The organism is Agrococcus sp. DT81.2 (assembly GCF_049844935.1).
Lineage (GTDB): Bacteria > Actinomycetota > Actinomycetes > Actinomycetales > Microbacteriaceae > Agrococcus.
Genome location: NZ_JBNCLZ010000001.1, coordinates 361,626 through 375,329, shown reverse-complemented (window position 1 = coordinate 375,329; position 13,704 = coordinate 361,626). Strand labels below are relative to the sequence as shown.

The 13,704-nt window shown below is 74.5% G+C and carries 13 protein-coding genes; 7 read left to right on the top strand and 6 right to left on the bottom strand.

The features are described from left to right. Window positions 1-82: 82 nt before the first annotated feature. Window positions 83-565 carry a pyridoxamine 5'-phosphate oxidase family protein gene (locus ACLQ21_RS01770; protein WP_425660851.1) on the top strand — a complete coding sequence of 161 codons (483 nt, stop codon included), beginning with the start codon at window positions 83-85 and terminating at the stop codon, window positions 563-565. Between the two features lie 7 nt (window positions 566-572). Here the strand turns inward: ACLQ21_RS01770 and ACLQ21_RS01765 are convergent, their stop codons facing one another. Then, a complete protein-coding gene (locus tag ACLQ21_RS01765) occupies window positions 573-1,811 on the bottom strand; it encodes a saccharopine dehydrogenase family protein (protein WP_425660849.1) in 1,239 nt (412 codons plus the stop codon). After that, the gene (locus tag ACLQ21_RS01760) at window positions 1,808-3,412 is read right to left on the bottom strand and encodes an amino acid permease (protein WP_425660847.1); all 1,605 of its coding nucleotides are present in this window, start codon (window positions 3,410-3,412) and stop codon (window positions 1,808-1,810) included. Before ACLQ21_RS01760 ends, ACLQ21_RS01765 begins: the two co-directional genes overlap by 4 nt. A 107-nt stretch (window positions 3,413-3,519) precedes the next feature. Between ACLQ21_RS01760 and ACLQ21_RS01755 the strand changes: the two genes are divergently transcribed. Continuing rightward, window positions 3,520-4,059 carry a hypothetical protein gene (locus tag ACLQ21_RS01755; RefSeq protein WP_425660845.1) on the top strand — a complete coding sequence of 180 codons (540 nt, stop codon included), beginning with the start codon at window positions 3,520-3,522 and terminating at the stop codon, window positions 4,057-4,059. Then, entirely contained in the window at window positions 4,056-4,844 is a 789-nt protein-coding gene (locus ACLQ21_RS01750; RefSeq protein WP_425660843.1) for a thioesterase family protein, read from the top strand. The genes ACLQ21_RS01755 and ACLQ21_RS01750 overlap by 4 nt, the downstream gene beginning before the upstream one ends. 12 nt (window positions 4,845-4,856) lie before the next feature. On the opposite strand, the gene ACLQ21_RS01745 is transcribed toward ACLQ21_RS01750, so the two are convergent. Beyond that, window positions 4,857-5,741 (bottom strand): hypothetical protein, encoded by an 885-nt coding sequence (locus ACLQ21_RS01745; protein ID WP_425660841.1) that lies wholly within the window; start codon window positions 5,739-5,741, stop codon window positions 4,857-4,859. A gap of 77 nt (window positions 5,742-5,818) precedes the next feature. On the opposite strand from ACLQ21_RS01745, the gene ACLQ21_RS01740 reads away from it, so the two are divergent. Beyond that, complete coding sequence (locus ACLQ21_RS01740; protein WP_425660840.1) at window positions 5,819-6,199, top strand: DUF2255 family protein; 381 nt, start codon at window positions 5,819-5,821, stop codon at window positions 6,197-6,199. Between the two features lie 202 nt (window positions 6,200-6,401). Here ACLQ21_RS01740 and ACLQ21_RS01735 read toward each other — a convergent pair whose 3' ends face one another. Then, on the bottom strand, window positions 6,402-7,058 hold the full coding sequence (locus ACLQ21_RS01735; protein WP_425660838.1) for a DsbA family protein: 657 nt from the start codon (window positions 7,056-7,058) through the stop codon (window positions 6,402-6,404). A gap of 69 nt (window positions 7,059-7,127) precedes the next feature. On the opposite strand from ACLQ21_RS01735, the gene ACLQ21_RS01730 reads away from it, so the two are divergent. Next, a complete protein-coding gene (locus ACLQ21_RS01730; RefSeq protein ID WP_425660836.1) occupies window positions 7,128-7,415 on the top strand; it encodes a DUF1905 domain-containing protein in 288 nt (95 codons plus the stop codon). A 74-nt stretch (window positions 7,416-7,489) separates the two neighbouring features. Continuing rightward, window positions 7,490-9,646, top strand: coding sequence for a protealysin inhibitor emfourin (locus tag ACLQ21_RS01725; protein ID WP_425660834.1), 2,157 nt, complete (start codon window positions 7,490-7,492; stop codon window positions 9,644-9,646). Between the two features lie 170 nt (window positions 9,647-9,816). Here ACLQ21_RS01725 and ACLQ21_RS01720 read toward each other — a convergent pair whose 3' ends face one another. Beyond that, window positions 9,817-11,550, bottom strand: a complete 1,734-nt coding sequence (locus ACLQ21_RS01720; RefSeq protein ID WP_425660832.1) for a thiamine pyrophosphate-binding protein — start codon at window positions 11,548-11,550, stop codon at window positions 9,817-9,819. A gap of 135 nt (window positions 11,551-11,685) precedes the next feature. Beyond that, window positions 11,686-12,879, bottom strand: a complete 1,194-nt coding sequence (locus tag ACLQ21_RS01715) for an AAA family ATPase (RefSeq protein WP_425660830.1) — start codon at window positions 12,877-12,879, stop codon at window positions 11,686-11,688. Between the two features lie 108 nt (window positions 12,880-12,987). On the opposite strand from ACLQ21_RS01715, the gene ACLQ21_RS01710 reads away from it, so the two are divergent. After that, entirely contained in the window at window positions 12,988-13,692 is a 705-nt protein-coding gene (locus ACLQ21_RS01710; RefSeq protein WP_425660828.1) for a lysoplasmalogenase family protein, read from the top strand. Window positions 13,693-13,704: the final 12 nt, after the last annotated feature.

Here is a 13,704-nt window from a genome sequence, read left to right as displayed (position 1 = left end):
CCAGCACGATACGTCCTCCGTGCCGCCCGCGGGCCGGACGCCGCTCGGCGTTCGCACAGCCGGCGGTGGCAGGTTCTCCTGCATGACCGCATACGACGAGCAGCTGAAGACCATCGCCGACATCATGCGCTCCACGCGCATCGCGTCGCTCGCCTACCTCTCGATCGACGGCGGGCTCGTGTCGACGCCGATGGGGACGCAGGACTTCACGGAGCCGGGCACCGTCTGGTTCATCACCGAGCGCAGCACCTCCAAGGTCGCCGCGATCGAGGCAGACCCGCGCGTGAACGTGCACTACGCGGGCAAGAGCGGCTGGGTGTCGCTCTCGGGCACCGCGCGCTACGTCGACGACCGCGCGAAGCTCAAGGAGCTGTGGGATGCGTCGGCCGGAGTGTTCATGTCCGGCGGCCCTGACGACGCCGACAACGGCCTGCTCGAGGTGACGGCGTCGACGGCGGAGTACTGGGACTCCCCCGGCAAGGTCGCGACCGCCGTCAACCTCGTGAGGGGGCTCGTCTCGGACGGAGAGCCCGACCTCGGCGACTCGGGGGTCGTGCCGCTGTAGGCGCCGCTCAGGCGGGGCCCACGTCGAGCGCGAAGCCCGCGCGACGCAGCCGCTCCACCAGCACGTCGCCCATCGCGACCGCCGCGGTCAGCACGCCGCCCACCTGGCTGCAGCGGCCGCCCTCCACGGCGAGCGCGAGCCCCGCCTCGCCGAGCATCACCGAGGTCGCGGCGTAGCCGGGGTCTCCCTGCGCCTTCACCTCAGCGCGGTAGCGCCGGCCGTCGGCGGTGCGCGTCGTGGTCTCCATCGTGAACGAGCCGGAGCGCCGACGCTCCTCGGACGGCCCGTCGCCCGGCGATGGCAGCAGCCGGTCGAGCACCAGACGCACGCCCGGTGTCGCCATCGCGGCCACGAGCGCGGCCATGGCCGCCGCGATCCCGGCCGCGCGCATCCGCCCGCCTATCCCATGCCCGGTCGGCACGACCTCGCGATAGCGGAACCGCGGCCCGTAGCCCGTGCCGTCGGCGGCGCGCAGCAGCGCGTCGGAGCGGCGCACGAGCCTCGCGTTGTAGCCCGCCATCACGAAGGGCGCATCCCACTCGCCGGTCTCGGCGTCGAGGAACGGGCGCGAGACGTCCCGCTGGCCGGGCGCGGCCTCGCCGGCACGACCGCTCAGCGAGGCCGGATCGGCGAGGATGCGCCGCAGCGACGGGTCGTGCCGCGCGCGGTCGAGCTGCAGCCGCATCGTCTCGATCGTGCCGCCGCTCAACCCGCCGGCGAGCCGCCGCACCCGCAGCGTCGTGTCGGTCAGCGAGCCGGCGCCGTCGGCCATGGCCCGCCGGTGCAGCAGGTGCACGGCGAGGTCGGAGGGGACGGAGTCGAAGCCGCATGAGACGACGATCCTCGCGCCGCTCGCGCGTGCCGGCTCGTGCACCCGCTCCACGAGCTCCCGCACGAACAGCACCTCGGCGGTGAGATCGGCGTAGTCGGTGCCGGCCTCCGCGCACGCCGTCGCGAGCGGCAGTCCGTGCCGCTGGTACGGCCCGACGGTGCTGACCACGACGCGGGAGCGCTCCACGAGCGAGCGCAGGCTGGCCGTGTCGCCGCTGTCCGCGACGACGGTCGGCCAGTCCGCGGCGGCTGGTCCGAGCTCGCTGCGCACCGCGCGGAGGCGCTCCTCGGAGCGCCCGGCGAGGCCGATGCGGAGCCCGTCGGGCGCGGCTCGCGCGAGGTGCTCTGCGACGAGCCGGCCGACGAAGCCGGTCGCGCCGAAGAGCGCGAGGTCGAGCTCGCGGTCACCGCTCACGGTCGCGGGTCGCCGCGGCCGTTCCGCCGCGCTCGCCGCTCGCCGGGCACGCGCGGGCGGGGCGCCAGCACCGGGGCGATGCCCGTGATGCCCTCGCGCTGCGAGGCCGCCGCCATGATCGTCGGGCGCGCGGCGAACCAGCCGGCGATGAGCAGCGGGATCAGCACGACGAGCGACAGCAGCACCCAGCGGCCGGTCTCCGAGAAGCCCATCGTCACGAGCACGAACAGCAGGAACGCGAGCGTCAGGTAGCCGGTGAAGGGCGCGCCCCACAGCCGGAAGGCCGGCCGCTCGAGCCTGCCCTCCCTCGCGAGGCGCACGAAGCGCATGTGGCAGAGCATGATCGTCGCCCAGCCGCCGATGATGCCCAGCGCAGAGACCTCGAGCACGATCTCGAAGGCCTGCGACGGGAACAGCGCGTTCAGGCCCACCCCCAGCAGCGTGAGCACGCCGGTGAGCATGATCCCGCCGTACGGGACGCCGTGGGACGACATCCGCCCCGTGAACGCGGGCGCAGAGCCGTTGACGGCCATCGACCGCAGGATGCGGCCGGTCGAGTAGAGACCGGCGTTGAGGCTCGACAGCGCGGCGGTCAGCACGACGAAGTTCATGATCGCGGCGCTCGTCGCACCGGCCGCCGGGCTGCCGATGCTCGCGAAGAAGGTGACGAACGGGCTCACGCCCTCCTCGTACGAGGTGAAGGGCAGCAGCAGCGAGAGCAGCAGGATGGAGCCGACGTAGAACACCGCGATGCGGATGATGACGGTGTTCACCGCGCGCGGCATCACCTTGGCGGGCTCGGCCGTCTCGCCCGCGGCGGTGCCGACGAGCTCGATGGCGGCGTACGCGAACACGACGCCCGCGATCGCCAGCACCGGCGCCACCACGCCGTTCGGGAACCAGCCGCCGTTCTCGGCGATGACGCTGAAGCCCGTGGGGCCGTCGACGGTCGTGCCGTTGAACAGCAGGAACGCGACACCGATGATGAGGAACGCGACGAGCGCCGCGACCTTGATGATCGCGAACCAGAACTCCATCTCGCCGAACACGCGCACCGAGACGAGGTTGAGGGCGAGCACGACGACGAGCGCGACGAGCGCCGACACCCACTGCGGCGTCTGCTGCATCCACTCGATCTGGAACAGGTCGCCGAAGGTGCGGAAGTAGAGCGCGGCGGCAGTCACGTCGACGATCGAGGTGAACGCCCAGTTGAGGAAGTACATCCAGCCGGCCGCGAACGCCATCTTCTCGCCGAAGAACTCGCGCGCGTACGAGACGAACGAGCCCGACGACGGCCGGTGCAGCACGAGCTCGCCGAGGGCGCGCAGGATCAGGAACGCGAACACGCCGCACAGCAGGTAGACGAGCACGAGCGACGGCCCGGAGTTGGCGAGCCGGCTGCCGGCGCCCATGAACAGGCCAGTGCCGATCGCGCCGCCGATCGCGATCATCTGGATCTGTCTGGGCTTGAGCGTCTTGTGGTACCCGGACTGCTCGTCGGCGTAGTCCTGGACCGCCATCAGCTCGTCGCCGAGATGCTCCCTGTCGTTCTCCAGCTCGCTCGCGAGGTGCTCCTCGTGCGGACGGGTCGGTCGTGCCATGGTCGCCTCCGCGCGACGCGCTCCAGCGTCGCAGGAAGCACGCTAGACCCAGCGACGGCGACGCCGCGATCCCCATCTGCACAAGTGCCGGCCCGTAGCATGCGACCGTGGCAGTGGATCCCGAGGAGGCGGTGTCTCCAGAAGACGCCGCGGCGGTCGAGCGCGCGCGAGCCGTGCTGCTCGCGGTCGCGGCGCGGCTCGCGGCCGCCGGAGCCCGGGACGAGGCGCTCGCCGAGCACGTCGTGCCGCGGCCGCTGCTCGGCATCCCGAGGCGACCCACCATGCGCAGGCTCGGCCGGGCGTGGCGGATGGGTGCGCTGCTGCTCACCGCGGACGGCTCGGTGTGGCGCACGGGCGTCTCGACCCGCGTGACCGAGCCCGGTCGCCCGCAGCACCACTCCGCATCCGTCGAGCAGCGCCGCGCCTGGCGCGCTGCGGCCATCCAGGGCGGATTCCCGATGGGCGAGACGGTGAACCACGGCGTCGAGCGGATCGCGCTCGACGACTCGCTCGTGGACGGACCCGGGCCGCTCGTCGTGCGCGACGGGCAGGCGTGGGTGCGCTGGGGCTCGGATGCGCCGGTGCAGCTCGAGCGCTACCTCGACGACCTCGCCGACCTGCTGCTGCACCCACCGGAGGGCACGTGACCGACGCCTACCTCACCGCCCTCGGCGGCGACCGCTACCTCCCGAGCGAGCACGCGGGCGGCGCCTGGCAGCCGGGCGAGCTGCACTTCGCGCCGCTCGGCGGGCTGCTGACGCACGCCATCGAGTCGCATCGGGCGGCCGCGGGCGGCGCTCCGCTGCTGCTCAGCCGCATCGCGTTCGACATCCTCGGCTTCCTCGCGCTCGACGAGATCGCGGTGCGCGTCGCGACCCGCCGCCCGGGCCGCACGATCGAGCTGACGGAGGCGACCGCATCCATCGCCGGCCGGGACGTCGCCGTGGCTCGCGCCTGGCACAGCGTGGCCGGCGACACGGCCGCGGTCGCCGGCGGTGCCGCCGATCCGCTCCCGTCCCCGTCGACGGCGCGACCGGCGGCCTTCGACCCCGCGTGGGGCGGCGGGTTCGTGCGCTCGCTCGAGCTGCGGCAGTCGGGCGAGGCCGCGCCCGGTCGCAGCACGAGCTGGATCTCGAGCCGGCACCCGCTCGTCGAGGGCGAGGCGGTCAGCCCGCTCGCCCGATGGCTCGGCCTCGTCGACGTCGTCAACGGCGTCGCCGTGCGGGCGACGCCCGACGCGTGGATGTTCCCCAACCTCGACCTCACGGTGCACCTGCTGCGGCAGCCCGAAGGCGACTGGGTCGGGATGGACACCACCGTCGCGTTCGGCCCGACGGGCCAGGGCATCACCGGCGCCGCGCTCCACGACGAGCGCGGCCACGTCGGGCACGCGATGCAGACGCTCACGGTGCGGCCGACCGCACGATCCTGACCGCTCCGCGGCTCAGCGTGCGCAGCTCGCGACCACCCACGCGAGCAGCGCGTTGCGCTGGTCGTCGGGCACGGGGAGCCGCAGGTCGACCGGCTCGTCGCCGGCCGTCGCGCGGATCGTGAGGATCGTGCCCTGCTTGTCCTCGGCGACCGCGTGCAGGTCGCACCGCGCCGGCACGAGCGGCACGTCCACGACCGTCGGCGCGGCGCCAGCGATGACGCCGATCGCGACCGGCAGCGCCTCGAGTCGCTGCCCGGCCGCATCCGCCGGCGCCAGCAGCACGGTCGCGAGCACCGCGTCGATGCTGCCGAGCGGGGCCGCCGCTCCGGGTCGCGGCGACACCTCGAGCCGCAGCACGGCGGGGCCTACGCCGTCGGGCGGGATGTCCGGCTCGAGCCAGGAGACCGCGGCGACGTCGCGCTCGAAGGCGCGCAGGTCGCAGATCAGGTCATCGGCGGTCCTGACGTGCCCGAACGGGTCCTCGGGCACTCCTTCGAGCACCGTGCCGTCCTCGAGCTCGAGGGTGGCACGGTGCTCCACCGGTCCGCTGGCGCACGTCGGCTCGGGCAGCTGCAATCGCAGGTTGCGGCGAGCGCCCGACGGGATGCGCGCCTCGTCCACGCGCTCCATCGGGGCGCTCCACACGCTCGACTCGTACGTCGCCCGCTCGACGACCAGCTCGTGCGCGCCCGGATTGGTCACGCGCAGCTCGATGAAGCCGCCCGCGACGTCGCCGCGCAGCTGGACCACCTCGAGCTGCACCACCTCGGGTTCCACCGAGGCGACCGTCGCCTGAGGCGCTCCCCCGCAGCCGGTCAGGCCGACGAGCGCCAGGAGCGCCCCGGCGGGCCCGGCGCGGCGCACGAACCAGGCTCCGCTCATCGTCCGCCGTCGCACGCCGACATCCTCGCACCGGCGCATCCACAGCGCGATGCCCCCTGTCGCCCGGCCCCGCGCGCGGCCATCATGGCCGCATGAGCGCGCAGTGGGATCCGGTCGACCTCACGGCGATCGCGGCCGCCGACGAGCTGCGCATCTCGTCGCGACGCCGGGACGGCAGCCTCAGCACGCCGGTCACCATCTGGAGCGTGGCGCTCCACGGGGTCGTGGTGGTCCGTTCCGCGTACGGCGCCGAGAGCGGCTGGTACCGGCGTGCGCTCGCACGCGGCGCCGGGCGGATCAGCGCCGCCGGCGTCGAGCGGGATGTGCGGTTCCAGCCCGGCGACCACTTCGACCAGGCGCTCGTCGACGACGCCTACCGGCGCAAGTACGCGCGCTACCCGGACGCCGTCGTGCGCACCGTCGCGGGCGAGCACGTGCACGGGCTCTCGCTCATCGTCACGCCGGAGGCCTAGCGCGCTCCTTGGAGTCGCGGCTTCCGGTACCGACCTGCGGGTCGACGGGGCGCGCACCCGCAGACCCGTACCGGAGGGTCGGCAGGGTCGTGACTCCCGGTACCGACCTGCGGGTGTACGCCGCCCGCACCCGCAGATCGGTGCGGGCGCCGCGGCGCGCTGCGGGAGACTCGGCAGCCGGATCGGCGACCGCCGCTCCCCGTCAACCGGCGAGCGCCGCCTGGATCGCCGTCTCCACGTCGTCGTACCGCTGCAGCTCGACCTGCTCGCCATCGACGAAGAACGTCGGCGTCGACTGCACGCCGAGCGCGACCGCCGCGTCGGCGTCGAGCTGGACCCGCTCGAGCGTCGCCGGGTCGGCGACCGCCGCGTCGTAGGCGGCGAGGTCGAGCCCGAGCTCCTCCGCGTAGCCGCGGAAGGCCGCAGCGGCGTCCTCGGTGCCCGCCCACTCCTGCTGGCGCTCGAAGAGCGTCGCGTGCATGGCCTCGAGCTCGCCCTGCTGCGCTGCCGCCTCGGCAGCGAGGGCGGCAGGCACCGCGTTCGGGTGGCCCGGCAGCGGGAAGTACCGCACCGCGAACGTCACCTGACCCTCGTAGCGGTCGCGCAGGTCCTCCACGATCGGGTGGAACTGGCCGCACGACGGGCATTCGTAGTCGAAGAACTCCACCACCACCGGAGCGCCCTCGCCCGCGTCGTCCAGCACGTGCGTCGACTCGTCGACCACGGCGACCGCGCCGCTCGCGCCCTGCGCGGCGGGCGCGGCCGATTCCCACGGGCGCACGACCGCGAGGGCGACGGCGACGATGAGGACGAGCGCCCCGACGACCGCGACGATGCTGACGAGCGCGTTCTTCTGCATGGCTCCCAGGCTACCGGCGGCACGGGCCGCACCCGCCCCGTCCCGGTCGGCGGGCGGTAGCGTGCGCGCATGGAGCTCGCGTTCACGGCCGTCGCGATCGAGTGGCGGGGTCCGGCCCCGTTCGTCTTCGTGCCGGTCCCGCCGGACGAGTCGGAGCTCATCCACGAGAGCGCCCGCGAGCTCACCTACGGCTGGGGCGTCATCCCCGCGGAGGCGACGATCGGCGGCACGACCTTCACCACGTCGCTGTTCCCGCGCGACGGCGGCTACCTGCTGCCCCTGAAGGTCGCGGTGCAACGGGCAGAGGGCGTGGGCGTCGGCGACGCCGTCGGCGTGCGGATGCGCCTCGGCCGCTGATCGGTCAGCGCCCGCGGGTACGATCGGCGACGCCTCGCGGCGACCGCGGGGGCGACGCGCTCGAGGAGGCCGGCATGGACATCGCAGCAGGGATCGGCCGCGGGCTCGCCGACATCGCCCGGCACGCGGAGCGCACCGTGCACCGCCTGGCTCGGCCGACCGCGATCGCGCTCGCGCCCGTGCTGCTGCGGCAGGCGAAGGGGCTGCAGACCTCGCTCGTCTGGCTGCCCGAGCCCCAGGGCTCCCGCCACGGCGTCGTCGGCGAGGGCGACGGCGCCCCGCTGCGGCTGCTCGCCATCGGCGACTCGACCGCGACCGGCGTCGGCGCCGAGCGGCTCGACGACGGGCTCGTGCTGCAGGTCGCCGCACAGCTCGCGGCTCGTCGGCAGCGGCCCGTCGCGTGGCGCATCGAGGGCCAGGAGGGCTCGAACGCCGGTGAGGTGCTCGGGCGGCACCTGCCCGTCGTCGAGACCGTCGCGCAAGAGGGGCCGTGGGACGCCATCCTGCTGCTCGTCGGCGCGAACGACGCGCTGCAGCTCGTCAGCCGACGCGCGTTCGAGCGCTCGATGCGCGGGCTGGTGGAGGCGCTGCTGCCGCACCTCGCGGAGGGCGGCGTGCTCGGGCTCGCCGGAGCGCCGCAGATCGACACCTTCGAATGGCTGCCGCAGCCCATCCGCTCCCTGCTCGGCGGTCACGCCCGCAGCCTCGACGAGGCGCTGCAGCGCATCGCCGCGACCGAGCCGCGCACGATCCACCTGCCGACGCCCGCGATCCTGCATCCCGAGCTCCACGCCCCCGACGGGTTCCACCCCTCGCCGGCCGGCTACCGGCTCTGGGCCACGCTCATCACGCCCGGCCTCGACGCCGCCATCACGTCCATCGCCCGCGTGCGGCACGGCATCGTGCCGCCCTACCTGCTGGAGCGCATCGCGGCGGCGCCGTCGCCCGCCGCTTCGGTCGCCGAGCGCACCCTGGGCGTCGACCACGGCATCCGCGCCGAGCGCGCCACCGCGCCGCTCAAGCCGCACGCGCGCGCCGAGCGCCCCTCCGTCGTGCCCGGCGAGGCGGGGCCGGAGCGCACGGTCAGCGACGCGCAGCACGCCACCACGCTGCCGGGCACGAGCGTGCGCGAGGAGGGCGACGGGCCGACGGGCGACGTCGCGACCGACGAGGCCTACGACGGGCTCGGCCTCGCCTGGAGCATGCTGCACGAGGCGTTCGGGCGCGACTCCCTCGACGGCACCGGGATGCCGCTGCTCGCGACCGTGCACTACGGCACGCGCTACGACAACGCGTTCTGGGACGGCGAGCGGATGGTCTTCGGCGACGGCGACGGCGAGGTCTTCGCGGGCTTCACGAGCGCCGTCGACGTGATCGGCCACGAGCTCGGCCACGGCGTCATCGCGTCGACGGCCGATCTCGTCTACCGCGACCAGTCAGGCGCGCTCAACGAGTCGATCGCCGACGTGCTGGGTGCGCTCGTGAAGCAGCATGCGCTCGGCCAGTCGGCGGACGAGGCCGACTGGCTCATCGGCGCGGGCGTCTTCACCGACCGGGTGGCGGGCGTCGCGCTGCGCTCGATGGCCGAGCCGGGCACCGCCTACGACGACCCGGTGCTCGGCAAGGACCCCCAGCCGGCGCACATGCGCGACTTCGTCGTCACGAGCGACGACCTCGGCGGCGTGCACATCAACTCCGGCATCCCCAACAAGGCGTTCCACCTCGTCGCGACCGCGATCGGCGGGCGCGCGTGGGAGGCGCCGGGTCGCATCTGGATCGACGCCCTCACCGGCGGCCTCCCCGCCACCGCCGACTTCGCGACCTTCGCGGCCGCGACCGTCGACGCATCCGTCGCCCGCTACGGCGACGACGCGCCCGAGACCCACGCTGTGCGGAAGGCGTGGGCGGCCGTCGGCGTCACCGATGAGCCGGTGGCGGATGCGGCGGCCGACGACGCCGTCCGGGTGGCGCGCACCGGCGGCATGCTGGGGCGCACGCGCGCGGCGGTGCTCGAGCTCGAGGTCATCCCGGGCGACGATCTCGAGCACCTCGACACGCTCCTCGCCTCGGGCACGCTCGCCGAGCTCGACGGGCAGGCGCTGCCCGACGCGCCGATGTGGCGGGTCACGGTCGAGACGCGCTGCGACGTGACCGTCGCGGAGCCGCTGCTGCCGGAGGAGGTGCTGGCGCTGTTCCGCCGGCTGCTCGAGCTGGGCGACGAGCCCGCCTGACCCTCCGCCCGACGCCGCGCGTCGGGTGTCGGGTGTCGGCCCAAGGGTCGCGACACTCCGGCCGGATGCCGACACTCCCGCCTTGTCGGCTCGAGGCCGCGCGCGTCGGGCGTCGGCCCACGGCTCGAGTGTCGCGACACTCCCTCCAGGAGCCGACACTCGCTGCAGGGTCAGCGCGTCGCCGCCCGCATCGCCGCCTCGCGGACCTCGACGATGTAGGGCGCGACGACCTGCTGGCTGATGCGGCAGTCGGCGACGAAGACCCCGTCCGCGCCCGTGGCGATCCAGCCCTCGAGCTGCGCGAGGTCGTCGAGCCGCTCGATCACGGCGGCCTCCGCGCCGAGCGCGCGACCCAGGGCAGCGAAGTCGACCTGCTCGATGAGCATCGGCTCCTCCGCGACGCCGCGCACCCCGTACTGGTGCACCTCGGCGCCGTAGGCGGCGTCGTTGCAGACGATCACGATGCCGCGCCGCACCGTGCGCACGACCGAGTCGAGGTCGGCGAGCCCCATGAGCCCGCCGCCGTCGCCGGTGACGAGCACGACGGTCGACTCCGGCCGCGCGGCGCCGGCGCCGACGGCGCTCGGCAGCCCGAGCCCGATGGTCTGGAAGGCCGTGCCGACCATGAGGAGCCGCTCGGGGTCGGCGACCGAGAGGTGGGTCGGCGCCCAGCCGATGAAGTGCCCGCCGTCCTGCACGATCACGCGGTCCGCGGGCAGCAGCGACTCGAGCGCGTGGAACAGGCTGCGCGGGTCGAGCCGGCCGTCCGCCGCGAGCTCGTCCCCTGCCGGACGGTCGCGGTGCACGCCCGCGACGTCGGCGAATCCGGCCTCAGCCCAGCCCGCATCGCCGCGAGTCTCGACGCTCTGAGCCTCCTCAACGCTACCGAGCAGCGCGAGCAGCATCTCGGCGACGAGCCGGGCGTCGCCGCGCACGAGCTCGTCGACCCGCGAGTTCGTCGGCGCTTCCAGCACATCGACCTGGACGACGTGCGCGTCGTCGTCGAAGGCGTCGCCGAAGCGGGTCTGGAAGGCGTTGAGCCCCGCGCCCACCACGAGCACGACGTCGGCGTGCTCGATGGCCTCCGCGGCGCGCTCGGCGGCGAAGCCGCCGCAGATGCCGAGGTGCCGCCGGTCGTCGGCGAAGATGCCGCTGCCGAGGGCGCTCGAGGCCGTGCGCGCGCCGAGGCGGGCACCGAGGGCGCGGAGCGCCTCGGCAGCACCGGCGAGGTGCGCGCCGCGGCCGGCGAGCAGCAGCGGCCGGCGCGCCTCGGTCAGTCGCTGCGCGACCTCCGCGAGCTGCTCGGCGTCCAGCGCGATGAACGGCTCGACGGGCGCGTGCTCGGTCGCGCGCTCGCCGTCCTCCTCGAGCTCGGCGTGCGCGATGTCGTAGGGGATCGCGAGCACGACCGGGCCTCGCGCGGCGAGCGCCGTCTCGACCGCTCGCCCGGCGGCGGCTCGCGCATCCGCACGCCCGACGACGATCGTGGGAGCGCCGACCGCGGTGGCGATGCCGGCCTGGTCGATGTCGAAGGGCCGCGCGCCTGCGGTCGGCCGGTCGCCGACGACCATCACGAGCGGGATGCGCGCGAGCGCTGCCTCGGCGAGCGGCGTGATGGCGTTCGTGAAACCGGGGCCGTAGGTGACCGACGCGACGCCCAGGCGGCCGCTCGCGCGGTGGTACGCGTCGGCCGCCGCGACGGTCGCCGCCTCGTGCCGCACCGCGGTGAGCGTCATCGCGCCGCGGCGCACGACCGCGTCGAGGAACCAGGCGTTGCCGTTGCCCATGAGGGCGAAGACATCGCTCGCGTGCTGCTCGAGCTCGGCGGCGACCGCCGCCGAGACGGTGATGCTGCGGGCCGGGGCGTCGGTGAGGCCGTCGGTGTAGTCAGAGGCGTCGGACATGGTGCTCCAAGGGAGACGGGAGGCCCGGCGACACTGCACGGAGCCTCGATCGATGAAGGTCCATGTGTGTCGCGCGCGGCTGCGCGTGGCCCCATTTCTCGAGACCCGGCACCCGAGGCGCCTGACAGGGAGATGCTAGCCGACCGCCGGGGCTGTCGTCGGCGGCTCGGGATCGGGCTCGCGGAACGTCTCACGGGCGGCGGTCGGCAGCCCGAGCTGCGCGTCGTGCGGATGCGCGCGCAAGTGCTCGCGCATCCGTGGGATGGCGAAGTCGACCCTGCCGCGCTCCGGCGCGACGATGATGCCCGCGTCGAGCAGGCGCGACCGCTGGCGCCCGGCGTTGCCGATCGAGACGCCCATCCGCTCGGCGACGTCAGCGGTCGACGCTGGTCCGTCGTCCTCGGCCATCGCGATGAGGTAGTCGCGATCCCTGCCGGAGAGCCCGCGCAGCGCGGGGACGATGACGCTCTCGCCCATCGCGGCGTGCGCGACGTGCACGGCGTGCTGCACCGCATCCGTCACGATCTCGGTGACGCTCGGCTGGTACTCCCACGCCCGGGCGCCGATCGACTGCACGAGGAAGGGATAGCCCTCGCTCGCGCGAGCCGCCATGTCGAGCGCGGCCTCGCCGATCGTGCGGCCGCGCTCCCGCACCGGGATGGCGATCGCCGCGCGGGCCTCGGCGAGCGTGAGCGTGTCGAGCCGCACCTGCTGGGCACGGCGGAAGAACGTGAGCCCGTCGGCGTCGAGCGCCGCGGCGATCGACGCGGGCACGCCGGCCGCGACGATCGCGACCCGGCGGTCCTGGCGCTGCAGGTGCTGCACCGCGATGGCGATGCGCCGCAGCTCGTCGAGCGACGACGCGGAGACCTCGTCGAGCGAGAGGAGCAGCCCGGCGCCGCGGGCCTCCGCGAGCTCGACGAGCCGCTCGAGCATGCTCTCGAGCCGCGGCTCGCGCGGGTAGTGCGGCACGACCTGCGTCGTGGCGCCACCGAGCTGGGGCAGCGTGAGTCCGGTCCACTCGCGCGAGAACGCGTCGGGGTCCTGCTCCTCGAGCAGGGCGGGCAGCCGATCGTGCTCGAGCACCTCGATGAGGCCGACGTGGAGGGTGCCGTGCACGACGCTCCAGTCGCGGGCGCGCGCCTCGTCCTCGAGGGCGTTCAGCAGCACCGTCTTGCCGACGCCGCGCATGCCCGTGACGAGCGCGGCGCGGAAGGGCGACCACGCGCCGAGGCCCAGCACCTCGCGCCACTCGTCGAGCAGCGCGTCGCGGCCGGCGAGCATGGGCGGCGAGATGCCGAATCCCGGGCGGAAGGGGTTGTCGTGCACGGCGCCACTCTCCCACCCGCCGCCGACAGCGGCCCGGCACGGCTCGACCGGCGCGGCGCGCCCGCCGCCGGTCCCGGAGAACCGCGGTGCCCGTGGAACGATGGCCGCATGCCCACGACTCCCCTGCCGAGGCCCTTGCGGCTCGGCTTCTGGATCGCCGGCTGCCTCCTCGCCGTCAACCTCCTGGCGGCGACGCTGCTCGCCCTCGAGGTCGGTGACGCGGGGCTGCTCGAGCAGCTGCGCCTCGTGCTCATGTGGGCGCTGCTGCCGCCCATCTGGATCGCGCTCATCGCCATCGGCGCGCTGCGGCGCGCGGTCGGCCGCTGGCACGTCGCGGCCGCGGCGCTCTGCGGCCTCGGCGACGGGCTGGGCGCCGCCACCGACCTCACCATCGTGCTGCTGAGCCTGTTCCTGCTCGGCCACATCGCCTACCTCGTCGCACTGTGGCCGACGCGCCGCCGGTCGCTCGCATGGGGCCCGGGCGCGATCGCGTATGCCATCGTCGGCCTGATCTCCGGCGGCATCATCGCCATCGGCGCCGGCCCGCTCGCGGTGCCCGTGCTCGTCTTCGCACTCGTGCTCGTGGCGGTCGCGGCCTTCGCCGCGATCGACGTGCCGGGGCTGCTCGGCGGCCTGCTCTTCATGATCGGCGACCTCGTGCTGGGCCTCAGCCTGTTCGTCATCGAGATCCCCGAGCCGCTCGCGTCGATCGTGGTGCTCACCGCGTACGCCGCGGCCCAGGCGCTGCTGGCCGTGAGCCTGCAGCAGCGGCTCCGCCTGGGCGTCGGCCACGAGACGCACGCCTCGGTATAGTCGGAGCTTCTG

What these genes read in the sequence shown, in the direction of transcription:
- ACLQ21_RS01730 (WP_425660836.1), top strand. Translation starts at nt 7,128, where the DNA reads ATGGAGCTCGCGTTCACGGCCGTCGCGATCGAGTGGCGGGGTCCGGCC.
- ACLQ21_RS01760 (WP_425660847.1), bottom strand. Translation starts at nt 3,412, where the DNA reads ATGGCACGACCGACCCGTCCGCACGAGGAGCACCTCGCGAGCGAGCTG.
- ACLQ21_RS01725 (WP_425660834.1), top strand. Translation starts at nt 7,490, where the DNA reads ATGGACATCGCAGCAGGGATCGGCCGCGGGCTCGCCGACATCGCCCGG.
- ACLQ21_RS01740 (WP_425660840.1), top strand. Translation starts at nt 5,819, where the DNA reads ATGAGCGCGCAGTGGGATCCGGTCGACCTCACGGCGATCGCGGCCGCC.
- ACLQ21_RS01735 (WP_425660838.1), bottom strand. Translation starts at nt 7,058, where the DNA reads ATGCAGAAGAACGCGCTCGTCAGCATCGTCGCGGTCGTCGGGGCGCTC.
- ACLQ21_RS01770 (WP_425660851.1), top strand. Translation starts at nt 83, where the DNA reads ATGACCGCATACGACGAGCAGCTGAAGACCATCGCCGACATCATGCGC.
- ACLQ21_RS01720 (WP_425660832.1), bottom strand. Translation starts at nt 11,550, where the DNA reads ATGTCCGACGCCTCTGACTACACCGACGGCCTCACCGACGCCCCGGCC.
- ACLQ21_RS01710 (WP_425660828.1), top strand. Translation starts at nt 12,988, where the DNA reads ATGCCCACGACTCCCCTGCCGAGGCCCTTGCGGCTCGGCTTCTGGATC.